This is a genomic window from Pelomonas dachongensis, from assembly GCF_043555865.1.
GTDB lineage: Bacteria > Pseudomonadota > Gammaproteobacteria > Burkholderiales > Burkholderiaceae_C > Pelomonas > Pelomonas dachongensis.
Window position 1 is genome coordinate 295,639 of sequence record NZ_JBIGHY010000007.1, and the last position, 21,289, is coordinate 316,927.

Annotated in this window: 19 protein-coding genes and 1 pseudogene; 6 read left to right on the top strand and 14 right to left on the bottom strand. The window is 71.1% G+C overall.

The genetic code is table 11. The features are described 5' to 3' along the window. Window positions 1–100: 100 nt before the first annotated feature. Together ACG02S_RS19610 and ACG02S_RS19615 are read right to left on the bottom strand one after the other, a co-directional pair. Window positions 101–886, bottom strand: coding sequence for a metallophosphoesterase family protein (locus ACG02S_RS19610; RefSeq protein WP_394472176.1), 786 nt, complete (start codon window positions 884–886; stop codon window positions 101–103). After that, a complete protein-coding gene (locus ACG02S_RS19615) occupies window positions 883–1,845 on the bottom strand; it encodes a diacylglycerol/lipid kinase family protein (RefSeq protein WP_394472177.1) in 963 nt (320 codons plus the stop codon). Before ACG02S_RS19615 ends, ACG02S_RS19610 begins: the two co-directional genes overlap by 4 nt. Before the next feature lie 62 nt (window positions 1,846–1,907). On the opposite strand from ACG02S_RS19615, the gene ACG02S_RS19620 reads away from it, so the two are divergent. Continuing rightward, window positions 1,908–3,074, top strand: a complete 1,167-nt coding sequence (locus ACG02S_RS19620) for a serine hydrolase domain-containing protein (protein ID WP_394472178.1) — start codon at window positions 1,908–1,910, stop codon at window positions 3,072–3,074. Here ACG02S_RS19620 and ACG02S_RS19625 read toward each other — a convergent pair. Together ACG02S_RS19625 and ACG02S_RS19630 are read right to left on the bottom strand one after the other, a co-directional pair. Next, complete coding sequence (locus ACG02S_RS19625; protein ID WP_394472179.1) at window positions 3,056–3,775, bottom strand: response regulator; 720 nt, start codon at window positions 3,773–3,775, stop codon at window positions 3,056–3,058. The two genes, ACG02S_RS19620 and ACG02S_RS19625, sit on opposite strands and share 19 nt — an antisense overlap. Then, window positions 3,768–5,153 carry an ATP-binding protein gene (locus ACG02S_RS19630; RefSeq protein ID WP_394472180.1) on the bottom strand — a complete coding sequence of 462 codons (1,386 nt, stop codon included), beginning with the start codon at window positions 5,151–5,153 and terminating at the stop codon, window positions 3,768–3,770. Before ACG02S_RS19630 ends, ACG02S_RS19625 begins: the two co-directional genes overlap by 8 nt. Window positions 5,154–5,260: 107 nt before the next feature. On the opposite strand from ACG02S_RS19630, the gene ACG02S_RS19635 reads away from it, so the two are divergent. The 5 genes from ACG02S_RS19635 to ACG02S_RS19655 are packed head-to-tail and all read left to right on the top strand — an operon-like array spanning window position 5,261 to window position 11,769. Then, window positions 5,261–6,463, top strand: coding sequence for an efflux RND transporter periplasmic adaptor subunit (locus tag ACG02S_RS19635; protein ID WP_394472181.1), 1,203 nt, complete (start codon window positions 5,261–5,263; stop codon window positions 6,461–6,463). A gap of 3 nt (window positions 6,464–6,466) precedes the next feature. Then, complete coding sequence (locus tag ACG02S_RS19640; protein ID WP_394472182.1) at window positions 6,467–9,613, top strand: efflux RND transporter permease subunit; 3,147 nt, start codon at window positions 6,467–6,469, stop codon at window positions 9,611–9,613. Next, entirely contained in the window at window positions 9,610–11,037 is a 1,428-nt protein-coding gene (locus tag ACG02S_RS19645) for an efflux transporter outer membrane subunit (RefSeq protein WP_394472183.1), read from the top strand. Before ACG02S_RS19640 ends, ACG02S_RS19645 begins: the two co-directional genes overlap by 4 nt. Window positions 11,038–11,050: 13 nt before the next feature. Continuing rightward, the gene (locus ACG02S_RS19650) at window positions 11,051–11,464 is read left to right on the top strand and encodes a YgiW/YdeI family stress tolerance OB fold protein (protein WP_394472184.1); all 414 of its coding nucleotides are present in this window, start codon (window positions 11,051–11,053) and stop codon (window positions 11,462–11,464) included. A gap of 11 nt (window positions 11,465–11,475) precedes the next feature. Next, complete coding sequence (locus ACG02S_RS19655) at window positions 11,476–11,769, top strand: TFIIB-type zinc ribbon-containing protein (protein ID WP_394472185.1); 294 nt, start codon at window positions 11,476–11,478, stop codon at window positions 11,767–11,769. A 7-nt stretch (window positions 11,770–11,776) separates the two neighbouring features. Here the strand turns inward: ACG02S_RS19655 and ACG02S_RS19660 are convergent, their stop codons facing one another. From ACG02S_RS19660 to ACG02S_RS19705, 10 genes and pseudogenes are all read right to left on the bottom strand, one after another. Further along, the gene (locus tag ACG02S_RS19660; protein WP_394472186.1) at window positions 11,777–12,250 is read right to left on the bottom strand and encodes a hypothetical protein; all 474 of its coding nucleotides are present in this window, start codon (window positions 12,248–12,250) and stop codon (window positions 11,777–11,779) included. 32 nt (window positions 12,251–12,282) lie between these two features. After that, window positions 12,283–12,693, bottom strand: a complete 411-nt coding sequence (locus ACG02S_RS19665) for a hypothetical protein (protein WP_394472187.1) — start codon at window positions 12,691–12,693, stop codon at window positions 12,283–12,285. A 108-nt stretch (window positions 12,694–12,801) separates the two neighbouring features. Then, window positions 12,802–13,461, bottom strand: coding sequence for a ligase-associated DNA damage response endonuclease PdeM (pdeM, locus tag ACG02S_RS19670; protein ID WP_394472188.1), 660 nt, complete (start codon window positions 13,459–13,461; stop codon window positions 12,802–12,804). Next, window positions 13,458–15,959 carry a ligase-associated DNA damage response DEXH box helicase gene (locus ACG02S_RS19675; RefSeq protein WP_394472189.1) on the bottom strand — a complete coding sequence of 834 codons (2,502 nt, stop codon included), beginning with the start codon at window positions 15,957–15,959 and terminating at the stop codon, window positions 13,458–13,460. The genes pdeM and ACG02S_RS19675 overlap by 4 nt, the downstream gene beginning before the upstream one ends. Window positions 15,960–16,076: 117 nt before the next feature. Continuing rightward, on the bottom strand, window positions 16,077–17,717 hold the full coding sequence (locus tag ACG02S_RS19680) for an ATP-dependent DNA ligase (RefSeq protein WP_394472190.1): 1,641 nt from the start codon (window positions 17,715–17,717) through the stop codon (window positions 16,077–16,079). Continuing rightward, window positions 17,714–18,742, bottom strand: a complete 1,029-nt coding sequence (locus ACG02S_RS19685; protein ID WP_394472191.1) for a ligase-associated DNA damage response exonuclease — start codon at window positions 18,740–18,742, stop codon at window positions 17,714–17,716. The genes ACG02S_RS19680 and ACG02S_RS19685 overlap by 4 nt, the downstream gene beginning before the upstream one ends. Before the next feature lie 117 nt (window positions 18,743–18,859). Continuing rightward, window positions 18,860–19,116: pseudogene (locus tag ACG02S_RS19690) on the bottom strand (DUF1428 domain-containing protein). A gap of 268 nt (window positions 19,117–19,384) precedes the next feature. Further along, on the bottom strand, window positions 19,385–19,645 hold the full coding sequence (locus ACG02S_RS19695) for a hypothetical protein (RefSeq protein ID WP_394472192.1): 261 nt from the start codon (window positions 19,643–19,645) through the stop codon (window positions 19,385–19,387). After that, entirely contained in the window at window positions 19,642–19,977 is a 336-nt protein-coding gene (locus ACG02S_RS19700; RefSeq protein ID WP_394472193.1) for a hypothetical protein, read from the bottom strand. The genes ACG02S_RS19695 and ACG02S_RS19700 overlap by 4 nt, the downstream gene beginning before the upstream one ends. A 144-nt stretch (window positions 19,978–20,121) precedes the next feature. Continuing rightward, window positions 20,122–21,279 carry an AAA family ATPase gene (locus tag ACG02S_RS19705; protein WP_394472194.1) on the bottom strand — a complete coding sequence of 386 codons (1,158 nt, stop codon included), beginning with the start codon at window positions 21,277–21,279 and terminating at the stop codon, window positions 20,122–20,124. Window positions 21,280–21,289: the final 10 nt, after the last annotated feature.

Here is a 21,289-nt window from a genome sequence, read left to right on the forward strand (position 1 = left end):
AGACGGTCCCTCGAAGTGATGCGTGTCGCCACTGTGGGGGCGGGGCGGCGCGGCGCGTGTCAGCCGATGCCTCATCTGGCCGGCCGGCGTGGGCGCGTTGTCAGCGCAGCGCCGTCGCCTGCACGAGTTGGAAGCGCGCCTGCGCCTCGTCCAGGTCCCAGCGTTCCACCGTCGCCGCAGGCACGCCGCGGATGACGTTGACCGAGTTGCTGATGCCGCCGCGCAGCCGGCTACTGACCGCGGTGCCGGCCTGCACGGCCCAGACCTCGCGCGGCAGCTCGGGCCAGCGCTCGCGCAGCGGCAGCACATACGGCAGGTGGATGTGCCCGCCCACCACCGCATCCACGCCGGCCGCGGCCCAGCGCTTCAGCGCGTGATGCCGCCCGCGCAGCAGGTTGGCGACGTCCTCGTGCGTGACGGCGGCCACCGGCTGGTGCACCGCCACCAGCTTCAGCTGCGCGGGCCGCGCGCGCGCCAGCCGTTCGGCCACGCGCGCCACCTGGGCGCGCGACACCTCGCCGTTGGAGTGGCGCCAGCGCCGCGTCGTGTTCAGCGTGATGACCAGCAGGTCGTCGCGCTCGAACTCACCCTCCAGCGCCGCGCCGAACACACGCTCGAAACCGCTGTAAGGGTGCAGCAGCCGCGTGGCCAGGTCGAACAGCGGGATGTCGTGGTTGCCCGGAACGATGAGCCGCGCGGGCACGGCCAGCGTGTCGAAGAAAGCGCGCGCGCGTTCGAACTCACGGCGGCGCGCGCGCTGCGTGATGTCGCCGGTGACCAGCAGCAGGTCGGGGCTCAACTCGGCGCACAGCTGCTGCAGCGCCGCCATCGCGACGGGCCGCTCGGTGCCGAAATGCGTGTCCGAGACCTGCAGCAGCACCGTCACGCCTGCACCTCGCGCCGCTCCGGCGCCATGCCCGCCGGGCGGATCAGCAGCAGCGGCTCAGGCGCCACCTCGAAGCGCAGCGGCAGCGCCATCTTCAGCACCTCGCCATCGGCGGCCACCTTGATGCGCGACGCGCCGAAGCGCCGCGCCTTCACCGTCAGCGTCTGAAACCCGAAGCTCTGCACCTCGTCGGCGTCGCCCATGCGCCCGAAGATGCCGCGCGCCAGCAGGGCCAGCAGCGCCCACCGGCCGACCGGCTTCAGCGTCACGCCGGCCAGGCAGCCGGCGTCGATGGCCTGTGCCTCGGGCAGCCCCACCTGCTCCATCTGCAGCGCGTTGTTGCCGACGAACAGCGTGGGCGTGCGCGCCTGCCAGGTCTTGCCTTGCAGCTCCACGTCCAGCTGCAGGCTGCGGTGGCCGCGCAGCAGCGTGCGCATGCCGGCCAGCAGCGCGATGAAGCGGCTGCGGCCGAACTGGCGCTTCCAGCCCTCGCGCTCCTCCAGAAGCCGGGCGTACAGACCCAGGCTTGCGTTGACGAGGAAAACCCGCCCGTTGACGAGGCCCACCTGCACCGGCATGGCCTGCTCGCGCAGCAGCACCTGCAGCGCGGCGTCCAGCTCGGCCGGGATGCCATGCGTGCGGGAGAAGTAGTTGAAGGTGCCGCGCGGCAGCACGCCGAAACGGCAGCCGCTGCCCAGCACGGCCTGGGCGACGCAGTTGATCGTGCCGTCGCCGCCGGCTGCCACGACGATGCCGCCCACCGCCTGCGCGCGCCGCACGGCTTCGCGGGCGACGTCCGGCAGCTGGCCGGACTGCGTTACCGGCATCAGCTCGCAGCGCCGGCCGGCCGCCGTGCAGGCCGCCTCCACGGCGGGCCCCAGCGCATCGCGGTCGCCGCGGCCCGAGGCGCGGTTGAACACGACGAAGAACGGGGCAGAGGCGGCGGTGGGTGACGTCATGGCATACGAGCCTCGCAGCAATTCATGGGCGCGTGTGTCGGACAGCTCCCAGAATCGCTGGCATGAAAGCCGCCATCATCCCCTGCCTGGTCGCCGCCGCGGTGCTGGCCGGCTGCGCCCACCGCGCCGCGTTGGCGCCCGAGCCGCTCGCGCAGGCCGACGCCGCCGTCGAACGCGCCATCACCACCCGCCAGATCCCTGGTGCCGCGGTGTGGATCGAGCGCCTGGGCCACGGTTCCCACCACCGCGCCTACGGCCAGCGCGCGCTGGACCCGGCGCCCGAGCCGCTGGACGAGGCCACCGTGTTCGACGCCGCGTCGCTGACCAAGGCGGTCGTCACCGCCACGCTGGTGCAACTGCTGCGCGAGCGCGGCCAGCTCGACATCGAGGCGCCGCTGCAGCGCTACCTGCCCGACTGCGGCGGCGCCGACAAGGCCGCCATCACGCTGCGCCAGCTCCTGACGCACAGCTCCGGCCTGCCCGCCAGCCTGCCGGGCAACGGCGCCGGCGACTGGGCCGGCCCGGCGGACGCCCAGCGCATCGCTTGCGGCCTGCCGGTGACCGCGCCACCGGGCACGTTGTTCCGCTACTCGGACGTCAATTTCATCCTGCTTGGCCGCATCGTCGAGCAGGTCAGCGGCCAGCCGCTGGGCCGCCTGGCCGACACCGCGCTGTTCCAGCCGCTGGGCATGACGAGCAGCGGCTACCTGCCGCTGCGGCGCCTGGCCGCCGCGCGCATCGCACCCACCGAGCGGCTCAAGAACGGCACGCTGCTGCGAGGCGAGGTGCACGACCCCACCGCCCGCAAGATGGGCGGCGTGGCCGGCCACGCGGGCCTGTTCACGACAACGGCGGATCTGGCCCGCTTCGCACGCATGCTGCTGTCAGGCGGCGTGGCCGAGGATGGCCGGCGCCTGCTGTCCACCGACAGCGTCACGCTGCTGACCACGCCGCAGTCGCCGCCCGCGCTGGCCGAGCAGCGCGGTCTGGGCTGGGACATCGCCACGCCCTACGCCGTGCGCCCGCGCGGCAGCGTGTACCCGGCCGGCAGCTTCGGCCACACCGGCTTCACCGGCTGCGCGTTCTGGCTGGACCCGGAAAGCCGCAGCTTCTACGTGCTGCTGTCCAACCGCGTGCATCCGGCGCTGGGCACCAACGTGCTGCCGCTGTACAGCGAGCTGGGCACGGCGGCGGCGCAGGCGGCCGGCGTTCAGGCCTCGAAGCGGTAGCCCACGCCGTAGATCGCGCGGATCCGGTCCGCGCCGGCGCCGGCCTGCTCCAGCTTGCGGCGCAGGTTCTTCACGTGGCTGTCCACCGCACGCTCGGTGACGGCGCGGCCATCGTCGTGCAGCAGCTCCAGCAGCTGCGCGCGTGCATAGACGCGGCCCGGCTGCGCGGCCAGCGCGCGCAGCAGCCGGAACTCGATGGGCGTCAGGTCCAGCGCCTGGCCCTGCCAGCTGGCGCGCCAACCGTTCTCGTCGACCTGCAGCGGCCCGCCAGCGTCGGGCGGCGGCGACGTGGCAGCAGCGCGGCTGCGGCGCAGCACCGCCTTGACACGGGCCATCACCTCGCGCGGGCTGAAGGGGTTCTTGGCGATGTAGTCGTCAGCGCCCAGCTCCAGCCCCAGCAGCCGGTCGGCCTCGTCGGCGCGCGCGGTCAGCATGACGATGGGCACGCTGCTGCGCGCGCGGATCTCGCGGCACAGGCTCAGCCCGTCCAGCCCCGGCAGCATCAAGTCCAGCAGGATGAGCTCGTGCTGGCGCGCGGTCCAGGCCGCCAGCACGTCGCGGCCGTCGGCCACGCACTCGGGCTCGTGGCCGGCCGCACGCAGGTAGTCGGCCAGCAGCGCCGACAGCTTGGGCTCGTCCTCCACCACCAGGATGCGCGCCGGGCCGGTGTCGAGCGCGAGAGACGGAACCACTTCAGCCATGGCTTGGCAGCTCCACGCGCAGCCACAGGCCGCCCAGCGGTGACGGCCGCGCCTCGATGCGGCCTTCGTGCGCCTCGACGATGCGCTGGCAGATCGACAGCCCCAGGCCCGCGCCACCGCCGCGCCGGCTGCGCGATGCATCGGCGCGGAAGAAGCGCTCGAAAAGTCGTGGCAACTGTTCGGCGAGCACGCCCGGCGCAGTGTCCTGCACGTCGATGACCGCATGCGCGCCCTCGCGCCGCGCGCTGATGCGCAGCGCGCCGCCGGCATCGGTGTAGCGGCAGCTGTTCTCCAATAGGTTGTTGAACAGCTGCCGCAGCCGGCGCTCGTCGCCGAAGGCTGGCAGCGGCTGGTCGGGCAGCTCCAGCTGCAGGCGCAGGCCGCTGCCACTGAGGCGCTCGCCGAACGCGCCGGCGGCGCCGTCGATGACCGCACGCAGATCCAGGTCAGCCTTGCGGTAGGACAGCGCGCCCACGTCGGCCAGCGACAGCTCGTACAGGTCGTCTACCAGCTTGTGCAGCGTCGCCACCTCCCCCTGCAGCGAGCGCAGTGCCTGCGCGTCCAGGCTGCGCACGCCGTCCTCCAGCGCTTCCAGCTCGCCGTGCAGCACGCCCAGCGGCGTGCGCAGCTCATGCGACACGTCGGCCATGAACTCGCGCCGCATGGCCTCGTTGCGCTGCAGCGTCAGCGCCAGGTGGTTGAAGTCGGCGCTGAGCTGCGCGATCTCGTCGTTGCTGGCGATGACAGGCACGCGCGTGCCGTAGTCGCCCGCGGCCAGGCGGTGGCTGGCATCGGCCACGCGGCGCACCGGCCGCAGCAGCCGGCGCGACGCCCAGAACGCCACGCCGGCGGCCAGCAGCACCGCGGCGACGCCCACCGCCCAGGCCGAGCGCACCTGCGCGTCGGCAAATCGCTTCTCAGCGCCGGAGCTGACCGACTCGAACGGCGTCAGCACCACCCAGCCCACCGTCACACCGTCAACGAGGATGGGGCGCTCGATGGCCTGCGGCGACGGTTGCGTGAAGCCGGCGATGCGCTGGCGGTCGGCATCCAGCAGCGTGAAACGACGCGTGGCGCCGGTCAGATCGGCCGGGCTGGTCTTGACGGCCGGCGCCTGCGCCTCGGGCACGCGCGGGCGCAGCAGCCGGCCCCACAGTTCGGGCTGCTCACGCAGGAAGTCCCAGCTGCCGCCGTTCTCGCGGTAGCCGGCGGTGACGCTGGCCTGCGCCAGTTCCAGCCGATTGACGGCCTGCTCGTTCAGGTAGCCGAGGAAGTCGCGGTTCAGGTTGATGTGCGTGAACACGCCCATGGCCAGCGCCACGGCCATGGCCGTGCTGAACACGGCGGCGAACAGGCGGGCGGTCAGGCTGAGCTTCATCATCAGGGGCGCATGGTGAGGGCCGCGGTGCGCGCGGGGCAAGGATTCCCGGCTGGCGCGCCCCGCCTTCAATCTCTCTCCACATTCTGCAGGCACCATGCCGCGCCATGGCCATGAACCTCTTCCCGCGTCACGCCCTTCCCGCCGTCGGCATCGTCAGCGCCCTGCTGCTGCTGAGCGCCTGCCAGAACAAGAAACCCGAGCCGCCCAAGGCCGGCGCCCCCGAGGTCGGCGTCGTCAGCGTCAGCACGCAGGACGCGCCGCTGGAGCTGGACCTGCCGGGCCGGCTGTCGGCCAGCCAGGTCGCCGAGATTCGCCCGCAGGTGGGTGGCATCGTCGTCAAGCGGCTTTTCACGGAAGGCTCGCAGGTCAAGGCCGGCCAGCCGCTGTACCAGCTGGACGCGGCCAGCTTCGAGGCCGAACGCGCCCGCACCGCCGCGGCGCTGCAGAAGGCCGAGGCGTCCCTCGCCGTGGCGCGCAGCAAGGCCGCGCGTGACGCCGAGCTGCTGAAGGCCGACGCCATCAGCCGCCAGGCCGCCGACGACAGCGCCGGCCTGCTGAAGCAGGGCGAGGCCGACGTGGCCGTGGCGCGCGCCGCGCTGGACGCTGCCCGCGTGCAGCTGGAGCGGGCGCGCATCACGTCGCCCATCAGCGGGCGCGTGGAGATCTCCACCGTCACGGTCGGCGCGCTGGTGACGGCCAACCAGACCCAGGCGCTGACCACCGTGCAGCAGCTGGACCCGATGCAGGTCGACATCGTGCAGAGCAGCGCCGAGATGCTGACGCTGCGCCGCCAGCTTGACGGCAGCACCGGCAGCCGGCAGCTGCAGCTGATGCTGGAAGACGGCACGCCGCATCCGCAGCCCGCCACGCTGCAGGTCAGCGGCGTCACCGTGGACCGCGGCACCGGCGCCGTGACGCTGCGTGCGACGGTGCCCAACCCCAAGGGCACGCTGCTGCCTGGCATGGTGGTGCGCGCGCGCCTGCTGGCCGGCGTGGACACGGCCGCCCTGCTCGTGCCGCAGCAAGGCGTCAGCCGCTCGGCCACGGGCGACGCGACGGCGCTGGTCGTCGGCGAGGGCAACAAGGTCGAGCGCCGCCGACTCGTGCTGGAGCGCGCGGTCGGCAACAAGTGGCTGGTGACCAGCGGCCTGAAAGTGGGCGACAAGCTCATCGTCGAAGGCCTGCAGCGCGCCCGGCCCGGCGTGGTGGTGACGCCGGTCGCCGCCGGCTCGGCCAGCGGCAAGAAGGGTGGCGCACCCTCATCGGCCGCATCCTCGGCCGCTTCCGCCGCCAGCAAGGGCGCCTGACCCATGGCGTCCTTCTTTATCGACCGGCCCATCTTCGCGTGGGTCATCGCCATCGTCATCATGCTGGCCGGCGGCGGCGCCATCCACCAGCTGGCGCTGGAGCGCTACCCCGACATCGCGCCCACGCGCGTGTCCATCAACACCACCTACCCCGGTGCGTCGGCCAAGGCCATCGAGGACTCGGTGACGCAGATCGTCGAGCAGAGCCTGAAGGGCATCGACGGCCTGCTGTCCATCGAGTCCAGCAGCAGCGCCGCCGGCAACGCCAGCACCACGCTGACCTTCATCGCCGGCACCAACCCCGACACCGCCCAGGTGCAGGTGCAGAACAAGGTGCAGTCCATCATCAGCCGGCTGCCGCAGGCGGTGCAGGCCCAGGGCGTGCGAGTCACCAAGTCGGGCACCGATTTCCTGATGGTGATGATGCTGACCAGCGACGACCCGGCCGTCACGTCGGGCGACCTGGGCGACTACCTGAACAGCACGCTGGTGGACATCATCAGCCGCGTCGAGGGCGTGGGCGACGTCAACGTGTTCGGCTCTGGCTATGCGATGCGCATCTGGCTGGATCCGCTGAAGCTGCAACGCTATGCGCTGGTGCCCGGCGACATCCGCACCGCGCTGCAGCAGCAGAACACCGAGGTCTCCGCGGGCCAGATCGGCGCCCAGCCGGTGCCCGAGGGCCAGCGCCTGACGGCCATCATCACCGCGCGCTCCAAGCTCACCACGGCCGAGGAGTTCAAGAACGTCGTGCTGCGCGTGCAGGCCGATGGCTCCGCGCTGCGGCTGGGCGACGTGGCACGCGTCGAGCTGGGCCGCGACAGCTACACCACCAATGTGCGCTCCAGCGCGCGCACCGCCGCCGGCGTGGCCATCTTCCCGGCCAGCGGCGCCAATGCGCTGGCCACGGGCGACGCCGTGAAGGCCAAGATCAAGGAGCTGGAGCCGTTCTTCCCGCCCGGCTACAAGGCCACCGTCACCTTCGACACGACGCCCTTCATCAGCGTGTCCATCAAGGGCGTGGTGCAGACGCTCATCGAGGCCATCGTGCTGGTGGTGGCCATCATGTACCTGTTCATGCAAAACCTGCGCGCGACGCTGATCCCCGCGATCGCCGTGCCGGTCGTGCTGCTGGGCACGTTCGGCGTGCTGGCGGTGGCAGGCTTCTCGATCAACTCGCTGACGATGTTCGGCCTGGTGCTGGCCATCGGCCTGCTGGTGGACGACGCCATCGTGGTCGTCGAGAACGTCGAGCGGCTGATGCGCGAGGAGGGCCTGTCGCCCAAGGAGGCCACGCGCAAGAGCATGCAGGAGATCACCGGCGCGCTGGTCGGCATCGCCGTCGTGCTGTCGGCCGTGTTCATCCCGATGGCCTTCTTCGGCGGCTCCACCGGCATCATCTACCGGCAGTTCTCGATCACCGTGGTCAGCGCGATGGTGCTGTCGGTGCTGGTGGCGATGACGCTGTCGCCTGCCCTCTGTGCCACGGTCCTGAAACCCGTGCACCAGGGCGAGCATGCGGCCCACGGCGGGCCGTTCGGCAAGCAGCTGGACTGGTTCTTCGGCGGCTTCAACCGCCGCTTCGATGCCTTCACCGAGCGCTATGTGCGCGGCGTGGGCTGGATGAGCCGGCGCGGTGTGCGCAGCTTTGCGGTCTATGTCGCGGTGATTGCCGCCATGGGCTGGATGTACAAGAGCCTGCCGACCTCCTTCCTGCCCGACGAAGACCAGGGCGGCCTGCAGCTCCAGGTGCGCATGGCGCCCGGCGCCACGGCCGAGCGGCTGGAGGTGGTGATGCAGCAGCTGGAGGCCTACCTGGCCGAGCAGAAGGAAGTGCAGTTCTACAACGTGGTGCGCGGCGCCGGTGGCGACCAGGGCTCCGGCCAGGGCTTCATCCGGCTGCAGGACTGGAGCGAGCGCAAGGCCCCCGAGCAGGCAGCCGGTGCGCTGGCCGAACGCTTCACGCGTGAACTGGGCAAACGCGTGCGTGACGCCAACGTCTTCATCGTGCAGCCGCCCACCGTACGCGGCCTGGGCGGCAGCGCGGGCATCCAGCTGTTCCTGCAAGACCTGGGCGGCCTCGGCCAGGACAAGCTGGTGGAGGCCCGCGAGCAGCTCATCGAGCTGGCCAACAAGCGCCCTGAACTCAGCCGCACCCGCACCAACAGCCTGACTGAGACGCCGCAGCTGCAGATCAGCATCGACGACCACAAGGCCGGCGTGTTGGGTGTGCAACCCAGCGTCATCAACGACACCATGTCCATCGCGCTGGGCGGTGCCTACGTCAACGACTTCATCGACCGGGGCCGCGTCAAGCGCGTGCTGGTGCAGGGCGAAGGTGCGTACCGCGCCGCGCCCGACAGCATCAACCACTGGTACGTGCGCAACACCGCCGGGCAGATGGTGTCGTTCGCCGCGTTCGCGTCCAGCAGCTGGATCAACGGCCCGCGCCAGCTGGTGCGCTACAACGGCAGCTCGGCCTACGAGATCCAGGCCGATGTGCCGCCGGGCATCAGCTCGGGTGCGGCCATGAAGGTGATGGAGGAAGTGCTGGCCGAGATGCCTCCGGGCATCGGCTACGAGTGGTCGGGCCGCAGCTACCAGGAGCGCCTGTCTGGCGACCAGGCCCCGCTGCTGTACGCCGTGTCGGTGCTGTTCATCTTCCTGTGCCTGGCCGCGCTGTACGAGAGCTGGTCAGTGCCGTTCAGCGTGATGCTGGTGGTGCCGCTGGGCATCCTGGGCGCGCTGGCCGCCAGCCACCTGGGCGGGCAGAACAACGACGTGTTCTTCCAGGTCGGCCTGCTGACCACGGTGGGCCTGTCGGCCAAGAACGCCATCCTGATCGTCGAGTTCGCACAGAGCCTCATGGGCCGCGGCATGGCGCTGATGGACGCCGTGCTGCTGGCCAGCCGGCAGCGGCTGCGCCCCATCCTGATGACCTCGCTGGCGTTCATGATGGGCGTGCTGCCGCTGGCCTATTCCAGCGGCGCCGGCTCGGGGTCGCAGAAGGCCATCGGCTTCGGTGTGCTGGGCGGCATGGCCAGTGCCACGGCGCTGGGCATCTTCTTTGTGCCGCTGTTCTACCTGTGGGTGCGGCAGCGGTTCACGCGGGCCAAGCCTGCAGCCGCCGCCAGCGAGGTGAAGGCATGAAAGCGCACCACCTGACGCTCATCGCCGCTGCGGCGCTGCTGGCCGGCTGCGGCAGCCTGGTGCCGGCTACGGACAAGATCGCGCCGCCGCTGCGCGAGGATTTCCGCCCGACAGCCACGACGACCGCCGCGCCCGCGAACGTCGCCCACGAGTGGGATGGCTTCTTCGCCGACGCGCGGCTGCGCCAGGTCGTCGGCATCGCGCTGGCGCAGAACCGCACGCTGCGCGCCAGCGCCGCCGCCGTGGAGCGGGTGCGCGCGCAGTACCGCATCACCGAGGCCGACCGCATCCCCGACCTGAACGCCGGCATGTCCGCCACCCGCCAGCAGGTGGCCGGCGGCGCCCGCTCCACGAGCTACGCCGTCAACCTGGGCCTGGCGAGCTACGAGATCGACCTGTTCAACCGCTTGGGGAGCCTGGAGGGCGCGGCATTGGCGCGCTACCTGGCGCAGCAGGAAACCCAGCGCAGCGCCCAGCTGAGCCTGGTGGCCGAGGTCAGCAGCGCCTGGCTGACGCTGGCCGCCGAGCAGCAACGCCTGACCCTCGCGCAGCAACTGCGAGACAGCCAGCAGCGCACGCTGAACCTCACCGAGCAGCGCTACCAGCTGGGCGCCGCCTCCGGCCTGGAGCGCGCCCGCGCCAGCACCGCCTTCGAGGCGGCCCGTGGCGAAGCGACACGCGCGCAGAGTGCCGTCACGCAGGCCCGTCTGGCGCTGGAACTGCTGGCCGGCCAGCCGCTGCCCGACACGCTGCTGCCGCTGTCGCAGGATCTGCAAGCTGTCACCGCGCTGCCCGCCATTCCGGCGGGCCTGCCGGCCGATGTGCTGCTGCAACGCCCCGACCTGCGCGCCGCCGAGCAGCAGCTGCAGGCCGCAGCCTTCGACGTGGGCGCCGCCCGCGCCGCGCGCTTCCCGCGCCTGACGTTGACGGCCAGCGCCGGCACGCGCAGCCCGGAGTTGGACGGCCTGTTCAAGAGCGGCACCGGCTTCTGGAGCGTGCTGCCGCAGCTGGACCTGCCGCTGTTCGACGGCGGCGCGCGCGCGGCGCAGGTCGAGGTCAGCCAGGCCAGCCGCCGCCAGGCGCTGGCCACGTACGAAGGCGCATTGCAGGCGGCCTTCCGAGAGGCCGCCGACGCGCTGGCCGTGCGCGACGGCCTGGCCGAACGGCTGGACGCGCAGCAGGCCCAGGTCGCCGCCGCCGCACGGGCGCTGCAGATCGCCGAGGACAGCTACCGGCTGGGCAGCAGCAGCCAGCTGGAGCTGCTGGACGCCCAGCGCCAGCTGGCGAGCGCGCAGCAGGCGCTGGTGACGCTGCGCCAGACCGAGCAGGCCAACCGCGTGACGCTGCTGCGCGCGCTGGGTGGCCGCTGGACACCCGCCGGGGCTGAACCGGCAGGCACACCAATTGCCGCTTCGCAACGTTAAAGGAGTAACGACTATGCGAAAGAACGTCCCAGCCTTCGGCCTCGCCGTCCTGCTCTGCTGGTGCACCGCCGCCACAGCCGAGCCGGCCAGCGGCTACACCGGCCCCAGCGCCGCACCCAGAGCGGCGTCTGCTCCCGGCAGCTACACGGGCCCCAGCAGCGTGCCGGTGCTGACGGTGAAACAGCTGCTTGACACCGGCAAGGACGAGCAGCGCGCCCGCCTGCAGGGCCGCATCGTGTCCCACGACGGCGGCGACCGCTACACCTTCGAGGACGCCACCGGCCGCATCACCGTGGAAATCGACACCGAGGACTTCCCGCCCGGCCAGGCCATCAGCGCGCAGCAGCGCGTGGAGCTGTCCGGCGAGTTCGACAAGGGCTTGCGCAAGTCGGAGTTCGAGGTCGACCGCATCACGCTTTTGCGCTGAAGGAGATCGCCATGAAATGCCCCGTCTGCCCCGATTCGACGCTGCTGATGTCCGACCGCCAGGGCGTCGAGATCGACTACTGCCCCAGCTGCCGCGGCGTCTGGCTCGACCGCGGCGAACTGGACAAGCTCGTCCAGCTCGCCGGCAACAACGGTGTTCCCGCCACAGCGGCGCCGACTGCATCGTCGCTGCCGCAGCACCCCGCGCCCGGTGGCTACAGGCGCGACTTCGAAGACTCCGACTACGGCAAGCGCCACGGCGGCCAGTACCGCAAGAAGTCCTGGCTGAGCGACTTCTTCGATTGAGGCGCGGTCAGTCCCGATCAGCGCGCGTCGACAGCGCCACGATGGCGATGCCCGCTGCCACGATGAACACGTCCTCAATCAGCCCGCTGCGGGTCTGGCCGATGCGGGACATGGCCCGCTTGCGGGCGGCCAGCGTCGCGTAGGCCAGCGGAACGGCAGTGCCGACCGCCACCGCGGCGCCGGCGCGCTCGTGGCCTTTGGGCGCCAGCGCCGCACCGGCAATGCCGGCACTCATGACGCGCGCCAGCAGCCCCAGGAAGACCGTGCGGTCGGGCGCCGTCTTCATCTTGTCGCCGGCCAGTTCACCCGCGCCCATCGCCAGCGCGCCGAACTTGAACAGCGGGCGGTCCAGCAGCACGAGCTGCCCCGGCGTGCGCCGGCCGATGAGGCGGGCCGCCGCGAGCGTGGCCATGGGCGTCATGGAGCGCGCACTGGCGACGGCGCCGATCAGCATCGAGGAAAGCAGGCTGCGGATGTTCATGGATCGCCCTTCAGGTTTCAACGGGTGGAAGTTCAGCGGTTCGTCTTCGGCTTCGCGGGCAGCGACGCGGCCGACCCGCGCTCGCAAGCGGCCTTCTCCTGCGCGGTGCCGGCGGCCAAGCAGCGCGCAGCATCGTCATTGACGCCGCCCGGGATGCTGCCGGCCGGGGCCGATGCCGACGTGGCGGGTGTGACATTTCTGGAGCGCAGGGGCAGTGAAATCTGCGGGATCACGCGCTCCTCGGGCCGTTGCACGCCGGGTTCCTTCGCGTTCTCTGCCGCACGGATGGCGGGGTTGCGCGTCGGCACCTGCCGCGAGGCCGCCGTGTCAGGCACCGGCGCCGACGCAGGCAGCGGCATGGGCTTGGCAGGCTGGGCCACGGCGGTGCTGGCGAGGGCCGCCGCGAGGAGGCCGCCGGTGATGGCGTCGACAACGAGTCTCATGGGGCACCGCACGCATCAGTTGCTGGGCTTCCAGTCTGCAGCGCGGCACTGGTCCGGGCTGTAGGAGGCCGGCTCGCGCTTCGATGGCGCGGCCTCCGATCCGGGCCGTCAGCGCCCGGCCGGCAGCCAGTGCAGCGCACCCTCGCCCAGCACGGCGACGCGCGCCCCGAGCCGGGCAAGTTCACCGCGGCGCAGCGTTAGCGCACCGGTCAGCCCGCCGAAGGCCGGCAGCACCAGCGCGTGCGGCGCATGCACGAAACAAGGCCGCCGCAACCGGTCGCCGGCACGGCTCCTCAGCCCGATGGCGGGATGCCAGTGCCCCGCCAGCGCAAAACCCGGCGTGCCGGGCGGCGGCGGTTCGTGCGCGGCCGTCAACGGCCCCAACCCGAGCGCACCATCGACCACCTGCAGCGGCAGCCCGGGCGGGTGGATGCGCCGGTCGTGGTTGCCCAGCACCAGCAGCGTCGGCACGCGGTCGGCGAACGCGGCCACCGCGTCCAGCAGCGGCAGTGTCAGGCCTTGCGGGCCATGCCAGAAGTCGCCCAGCACCACGAGCCGCGCCGCGTCGTGAGCCTGCACCAGCGCGCCCAGCCGCGCCAGCGTGCGCGCGCTGCTGCCGGCCGGCACCGCCTGACCCTGCGCTCGAAACGCCGCGCCCTTGCCCAGGTGCAGGTCGGCCGCGAAGAGCAGGCGCTGCGCCGGCCACCAGACGGCCCCCTCGGGCAGCAGCCACAGCGTCTCGCCGGCCGCCTCGATGGACAGGCTCATCGGCGCCTCCGCCGTGTGCGCGGCCGGGTGGCATCGTCCGGCTGGCCGAAGGCGATGCGCGCGTCCACGTCAGGCACCGCCCCGCCACCGGCCGCTGCCTCCACCTCAGCCAGCATGCGTGTGAGCCGCTGCGCCAGCGACTCGGTCGACGTGCGCTCGCGCAGCCGCTCCACCATCAATGGAAAGGCCAGTGGCGTCGGCCGTGCCGGCCGCTGAAGGTTCAAGGTCTGCGCCGCCATGCGGTCCAGCGTGCGGCCCAGCGCTGCCACGTCCAGCTCGGCAGACAACAGCTCTGCCTCGGCCTGGCGCAGCAGCCGGTTGTCCGGGTCGTGCTGGCGGAACACGTCGAAGTACAGCGACGCCGACGCCTGCAGTTGCCGCTGGCTGCGCGCCTCACCGGGGTGGCTCTGGAAGATCAGCCCGGCGATGCGCGCGATCTGCCGGAAGCGCCGCCGCGCCAGCTCGCTGGCGTTCAGGCTGGCCAGCACGTCGTCGCGCAGCGTCGCGACGTCCACCGGCGCCAGCAAAGTGGGCAGCCGGGCGGCCCAGTCGACCTCGGTCGCGCTCAGCAGCTCCAGCCCGTACTCGTTCATCGCCATCGTGAACGTGGCCGGCGTGTCTCGGCCGGCGCGCCACGACAGCAGCGACGCCAGGCCCAGGTGCACGACGCGGCCGGCGAAGGGGTAAAGGAACAGGTGGTGGCCGTCGGCCGACGTCATCACCTCGGCCAGCAGCTGCTGCGACCCCGGCAGCGCCGACCACTGCGCCTGCAGCTTCAGCAGCGGCGCGACGAAGCGCATCTCGCGGTCCGCGTAGCGGCCTTGCGTGGCCTGGTCAAAACGCTGCAGCATCGCGTCGGCCAGGGTGTCGGAGATCGGGAATTGGCCGCCGTCCCAGCGCGGCAGCAACGCCTTGTCCGGCTTGGCCACGCGCACATAAGCCGTCAGGCCTTCCACGCGCACCAGCTCCAGCGCGCGGCCACCGAGCAGGAACACGTCGCCCGTGCGCAGCCGCGCGATGAAGCCCTCCTCCACCGTCGCGATGCGACCGCCGGTCAGGAACTGCACGCTCATCACGGCGTCAGACACGATGGTGCCAATGTTGCTGCGGTGGCGCCTGGCGAGGCGCGGGTCGGGCACGCGCCAGACGCCCTCGTCGTCGGGCACGACACGCTGGAAGTCAGGGTAGCTGCGCAGGCTCTCGCCGCCGTGTCGCACGAAGGCGAGTGCCCAGGCCCAGGCCTCGTCGCTCAGCCCCCGATAGCTGGGCGCGCTGCGCACTTCCGGCAGCAGGTCGTCGGGGCGGAAGCCACCCCCGAGGGCGACCGTGACGAGGTGCTGCACGAGCACGTCCAGCGGCGCGGCGGGCGGGCGGCGCGGCTCGATGTGGCCGGCCTGCACCGCCGCGCGCAACGCTGACGCCTCGATGATCTCCAGGCTGTGCGTGGGCACCAGCGTCACGCGCGAGCGCCGGCCCGGCGCGTGCCCGCTGCGGCCGGCGCGCTGCAGCAGCCGCGCGACACCCTTGGCCGAGCCGATCTGCAGCACCTGCTCCACGGGCAGGAAGTCCACGCCCAGGTCCAGGCTGGCGGTGCAGACGACGCACTTGAGCTGACCGGCCTTCATCGCCGCCTCGACCCAGCGGCGTGCCTCGGCGTCCACCGAGCCGTGGTGCAGCGCGATCAACCCGGCCCAGTCCGGCCGCGCGTCCAGCAGCGCCTGGAACCAGCGCTCGCACTGCGACCGCGTGTTGGTGAACACGAGCGTGCTGGCTGCGGCGTCGATGTGCCCGACGACGGCGGGCAGCATCGTCAGCCCCATATGCCCCCCCCAGGCGAAGCGCTCGATGCGCGCGGGCAGCAGCGTGTCGATGGTGATCTTCTTGTCCCGCGCACCGCGCACGACGATGGCGCCGGGCGCGAGCGTGTCGGCCGCTTCTTCCAGGTTGGCGAGTGTGGCCGACAAGCCCCAGGTCATCAACGCCGGGCTCCAGCGCCGCAGCCGCGCCAGCGCCAGCTGCAGCTGCACGCCGCGCTTGCTGCCCAGCAGCTCGTGCCATTCGTCGACGACGACGAGACGCACGCGCTTCAGCACGTCGGGCGCATCGGCGCGCGACAGCATCAGGCTCAGTGACTCGGGGGTCGTGACCAGCGCGGTGGGCCAGCGCCGTTGCTGCGATGCGCGTTCGCCGCTGGTGGTGTCGCCGGTGCGGGCGGCCAGCGTCCAGCTGGGGGCGAGTGTGGCGGCGGCGTCCTGCAGCGCCAACAGCGTGTCGTGGCTCAGCGCCCGCATCGGGGTCACCCAGATGACCGTCAGCGGCGCCTCGGTCTTGGCCAGCGACTGCAGTGCGCCGAGCCAGACGGCGAGCGTCTTGCCCGAGCCGGTCGTGGCGTGCAACAGGCCGGAGTGGCCTTGCTTCATTGCCTTCCAGACGGTCTTCTGAAAGGGGAAGGCTATCCAGCCCTTGGCTTGGAGCCATTCAGTTGTTGGGTTAGCCATTCGCTGCGGTGGCTTGAACAGCCATGCCCAAGCCGTGAGTCACGCCCGGCGGCGCCCGCCGGGGCGGACTCCCGGCAATGCACCGATCACGCGCACTACTCACCCAAGCAACCCGGCTCACACCACCTCCATCAGCGCCCGCAGCGAATCCAGCGTATCCGCCTGCCACAACGGCTTGTCCTCCCGGATCCGCAGCATCCGCGGAAACCGAACCGCGATGCCGCTCTTGTGCCGCGTGCTCGCCTGGATGCCCTCAAAGCCCAGCTCGAACACCATGGACGGCCGCACGCGGCGCACCGGGCCGAACTTCTCCACCGTGGTCTTGCGGATCACCCTGTCCACGCCCTGGATCTCCTGGTCCGTGAGGCCCGAGTACGCCTTGGCGAAAGGCACCAGCATCAACTCGCCGCCCGTCGAATCCAGCGCCGCCTCGGCTTCTGCCGCATCACGCGGCGCGCGGTTCCACACGGCGAAGCTGTAGTCGGTGTAGAGGTTGGCGCGGCGGCCGTGGCCGGCCTGCGCGTAGATGAGCACGGCGTCCACGCTCAGCGGCGCGACCTTCCATTTCCACCACGCGCCAACCGTGCGGCCGATGCCGTAGGCCGAGCTGCGGTGCTTCAGCATCAGGCCCTCGACGCGGCGCTCGCGCGACTGCTCGCGGGCCGCGGTGAGGCCGTCCCAGTCGTCGGCCGCCACCAGCGGCGAGGTCGCGATGCCGAGCTGCTCCAGCCTGGCACGCCGCGCATGCATCGGCTCCTGCCGACGGTCGATGCCGTCGCTCTCCAGCAGGTCGTAGGCCAGCAGCCGCACGGGCGCCTCGGCCAGGATGGCCTTGGACAGCTTGGTGCGGCCGATGCGCTTTTGCAGCAGCGCGAACGGCGCCGGCTCGGCGTCGCCGTGGCGCCAGGCCAGCAGTTCGCCGTCGACGACGGTGCCGTCCGGCCAGGTGCTCGCTTCCAGCACGGCCTCCGGGAAGCGCTCGGTGATCAACTCCTCGCCACGCGACCAGATCCACACCTGGCCGTCGCGCTTGACCACCTGCGCGCGGATGCCGTCGTACTTCCACTCCGCCAGCCACTCACCACGCGCCCCCAGCGACGCCGGCTCGGTCTGCAGCGCATGCGCCAGGAAGAACGGATAGGGCTGGCCGCCGCGCGCGCCGCTCGTGTCCTCGGCCAGCAGAGCCTGGAAGCGCTCGGTCGTCGGCGGGGTGTCGATGGCGGTGTAGCCCATCATGCGCTGCGCCACGCCGGCCACATCGGCACCCGACCATTCGGCCAGCGCGCGCTGCACCAGCAGCTTGCTGACGCCGACGCGAAAGCCACCGCCCACGAGCTTGACGAACATGAAACGCTCGTCGGCCGATAGGCCTTGCCAGGCCGCCAGCACGCCCTCGCGGCGACCCGCCGCGTCCAGCGTGCGAAGCGGCAGGATGCGGCCCTCCATCCACTCGCTCAGCGGCTCGTCCAGGCGGTCCACCGGGTCGGGCAGCACGTAGGCGATGGCTTCGGCCAGGTCGCCGGTGGCGGCGTAGCCGGCCTCGAACAGCCACTCGGGCAGCGCCGCCGCCTCGCAGGCCAGCGCGCGCAACTCCTTCGTCGGCACCGCCCGCCGCGGCGTCCCGCCCGCCAGCAGGTAGACGGCCCAGGCGGCGTCGCGGGCGGGGGCGTCCGCGAGATAGCGCTTCAGCGCCGCCACCTTGGCGAGCGTCGACGTGCTGGCATCCAGCGCCAGGTAGAGCGCAACGAAACGCTTCACGCCGCCGCCTCCACGCCAAGCGTCTCGTCGCCGTACTCGGTCGCGAACGCTTCGGCCTGCAGACCGGACTCGATGAGATGGCGCACCAGCGCGCCCTCGTCGCCATGCGTGACGATGACGCGCTGCGCTCCGGTGGCGCCGATGGCCCGCAGCAGGCCGGGCCAGTCCGCGTGGTCGCTGAATACGAAGCCGCGGTCCACGCCGCGGCGCCGGCGCGCGCCGCGCAGCCGCATCCAGCCGCTGGCGAAGGCGTCGCTGTGCGGGCCCAGCGCCTTGGCCCAGCGGCTGCCCTGCACGGCCGGCGGCGCGATGACCAGGGCGCCGCGCAGCGACTTGAAGTTCGTTTCCGGCGTGACGGTCTCGACCGCCGGCAGCGCGACGCCAGCCTGGCGGTAGGCCGCGTTGAGCCGCGCGACCGCGCCGTGCACCAGCACCGGCCCGGGCGCATCAGCCGTGGCCAGGCCGGCGACCAGCCGCTGCGCCTTGCCCAGGCTGTAGCCCATCAACAGCGCGTGCCTGCCCTGAGCGGCGCAGTCGGCCCACCACGCGCGCATCTCGGCGATCACCTCCGTCTGCGGCGCCCAGCGGTAGATGGGCAGGCCGAAGGTGCTCTCGGTGACGAACACATCGCAGCGCACCGGCTCGAACGGCGCGCAGGTGGTATTGCAGTCGCCCGCACCGCTGACGAAGTAGTCGCCCGCCACCACCCACACCTCGCCTCGGTGCTCGATGCGCACCTGCGCCGAACCGAGCACATGGCCAGCCGGATGCAGGCTGAGCGTCACGTCGCCGATGCGCCGCAGCTCGCCGTAGGCCAGGCCGTCGAGCGGGGCGTCGTCGCCCAGCCGCGCGCGCATCAGGCCCAGCGCGTCGCGCTGCGCCAGGTAGGCGGCATGCCCCGGCCGGCAGTGATCCGCATGCGCGTGCGTGATGACAGCGCGTTCCACGGGCAGCCAAGGATCGATGTAGAAACCACCGGGATCGCAGTAGAGACCCTGCGGGCGGCGTGTGACCAGGTCGGGCATGGCGCCAGTGTGCCCAAGCGAAACGCCGGCGGATGGCAGCAGGTGCCGCGTCAGCGTCGCGGCCGACGCGAGCGGGCGGTCATGGCCTACAGCGTCAACCGCGCCGCCGGCCGGCGTTCACTCGTCCACGATGACCTGGAAGCCACAGAAGATCATGCGCTGCCCGTCGAACGGCATGCCTTGGTGTTCCATCGCCTTGTTCATACCTTCGTCGCGCACCTGCTTGGAGGGCCAGACGCACCACGAGAACACCACCGTCTCGCCGGGCTGGCGCTGCACCGTCAGCGGAAACGACGTGAGCTTGCCTTCGGGACGTCGTCGCCCCAGCATTCCAGGACCTTCAGCGCGCCGTGCTGCTTGAACGGCGCTGCCATCTCCAGCGCCAGCTTCAGGTACACATCCCGCTTCTCGTTCGGAACCGGGACCAGCTAGCCGTCGACGTAGTTCATGGCATCTCCTTCAGTGAGCACGGCAACACCGCCGCTATCCACGCGACGAGGGGCGCTGGGCGCTTTCGACAGATTTAACGGGGCGGGTGTTTGTCGGTTCGCGTTCAACCCAGAACTGAAAACCAGCCCTGATCAACGACTTGGCTCCGGACGGGTCAGCAGACTTTGAACCCGTGTCTCACTCAAGTTTGAACTATCGGCTTTTTGTTTCGCTCAACTTTGAACTTTCGGCCGCGGCAACGCGGCCACCCGAGCACACGGCGCTTGCCGATGCGGGAGCCGCATCGACGCGCCGACCGTTGACGTAGACCACGCCATCCCGCGCCTCGATGAGCATGTCGCCCCACTCGCTACTCCACACGTAGCGCAGCACGCCTTCAGTCGCGAGGTCCAGGTCAGCCTGCGGCGAGGGATCTTGCCGAAGCAGGATCTGAGGCAACAACGGCGCGTTCATGGTGAAGTCTCGGACGGGCATTGGAGGATGTGCCGCGAACCGGGGGGATCTTGTGTCGATGGGTCAGTGACGTTTTCGGCGTGTCGGCAGAGCCAGGAGAAATAGGAGACCTTGCCCAGGGGTCTGCTGTAGCGCTGCCTCCTGAACGTCAGGCGCACGCGCCCCACCCGCTCGGCGTCGATCTCGACGCTCATTTCGTCGTCCAGCGCACAGGCGGGGTCTGGCAGGGATTTGCTGGCCTGTGCGATGTACTGGCCAGGCACCCGGGCCAGTACGCCGCTGTCAGCAGGCGCGTGTCGTGGCGACGAGCTGCGATCTAAAGCATCGGTCATGCCGCTATCGTGTCTCACCGCAGGCTCACCAGATGAGCCTGCTCCGCGCTCGCCGACTCTCGCGTGGTGCGATGGCGTCCGCAGCCGCGCCACGCCGCACCCAAAGGCCAACACGCGTTCGGCAAGAGACTCGTGCCGCTTGCCTCAGGCTCTACGGTCGTCAGACTCGACCTCAAAACGCACTTCGTGCGCCTCACAGGGGAGTGGGACCTCCCACCGGTGCAACATGCGTTCAAGATCCTTCTGCTTGAGAGTGGTGTCGCGACGCGCGTTGCGTCTGAACAGTGTGTCGGCTGGCACCTCGAGATAGACCAGCCGGACGCTGGCGTCGTAGGCGTAAAGCAGGTCCAACGTCTTGTTGCGCATCTGCTCGCTCAGGTGCGTCGCGTTCCACACGAAGGGCTCCCGTCGGCGCAGTAACGCTTTCGCCTTGTCGACCGCGCGATGAGCCGCCAAGCCATCGTTCTCGCCGTGCTTCAGGCCGAGTTCCGCCTTCGCGTCGTCGAATGACACGATCTCGATGCCTCGAGCATGGCGTGCTACCCAGCTGTCCTTGCCCGAGGCCGGCAACCCGCAGAGCACCGTGACGTGCGATCCCTGTACCTGGAACAGCGGCGTGTCCAAATGCACAGCCGAGCCACGCGCATACATCAGCCGCGTGTGCGCAGAGGCCGCCGGCCGGGGAGTGCCCCAGCAGCCATCCTCACGTGCAAGCTGCTCAAACAACGCAATGTCCTCCAGCCGTGCCTGTTGATCGGCGCAGATGCGACCCCGCATGTCGGCACGAGCCACGCAGATCAGATCGGGCAGATCCAGGCTCCACGACAGCCGCCGCGCAATGAACTCCGGCGATTCGCCGCGCCGCGAATCGAAGGCAAAGAACGGAACCTGATGCACGGCGATGATCCGGCATACAGCCTCGCGCAGCTCGAACGGCACGCCCGCACGCCATAGCAACGAGCGCACATCGACCGCCCCGCGGCGCGAGTGGCCGGGCTGGCCAATGTCTCCGGTCACCGGATCGACGATCGTCGTTTCTGGCTTGCACAGGTCGTGCAGCAGCGCGGCGAGGAACAGCGTCTCGCGCCGCGTACCGCTGGCCGCTCGGAAGTGGTTGCACTCCAGCAGCGCGTCCAGCACCATGCGAGTGTGGACGCCGACATTGCCCTCCGCGTGATAGCGCGGACTTTGCGGCGTGGTCTCGAGCGCACGCAGGCGTGGGAAGACCTCGCAGCAGACTTCCCAGTCGTAGCCGGCGCCGGCCTCAATTGGGCACAGCGCGCGGATCGTTTCGTAGTCCATGTTCTTCTCC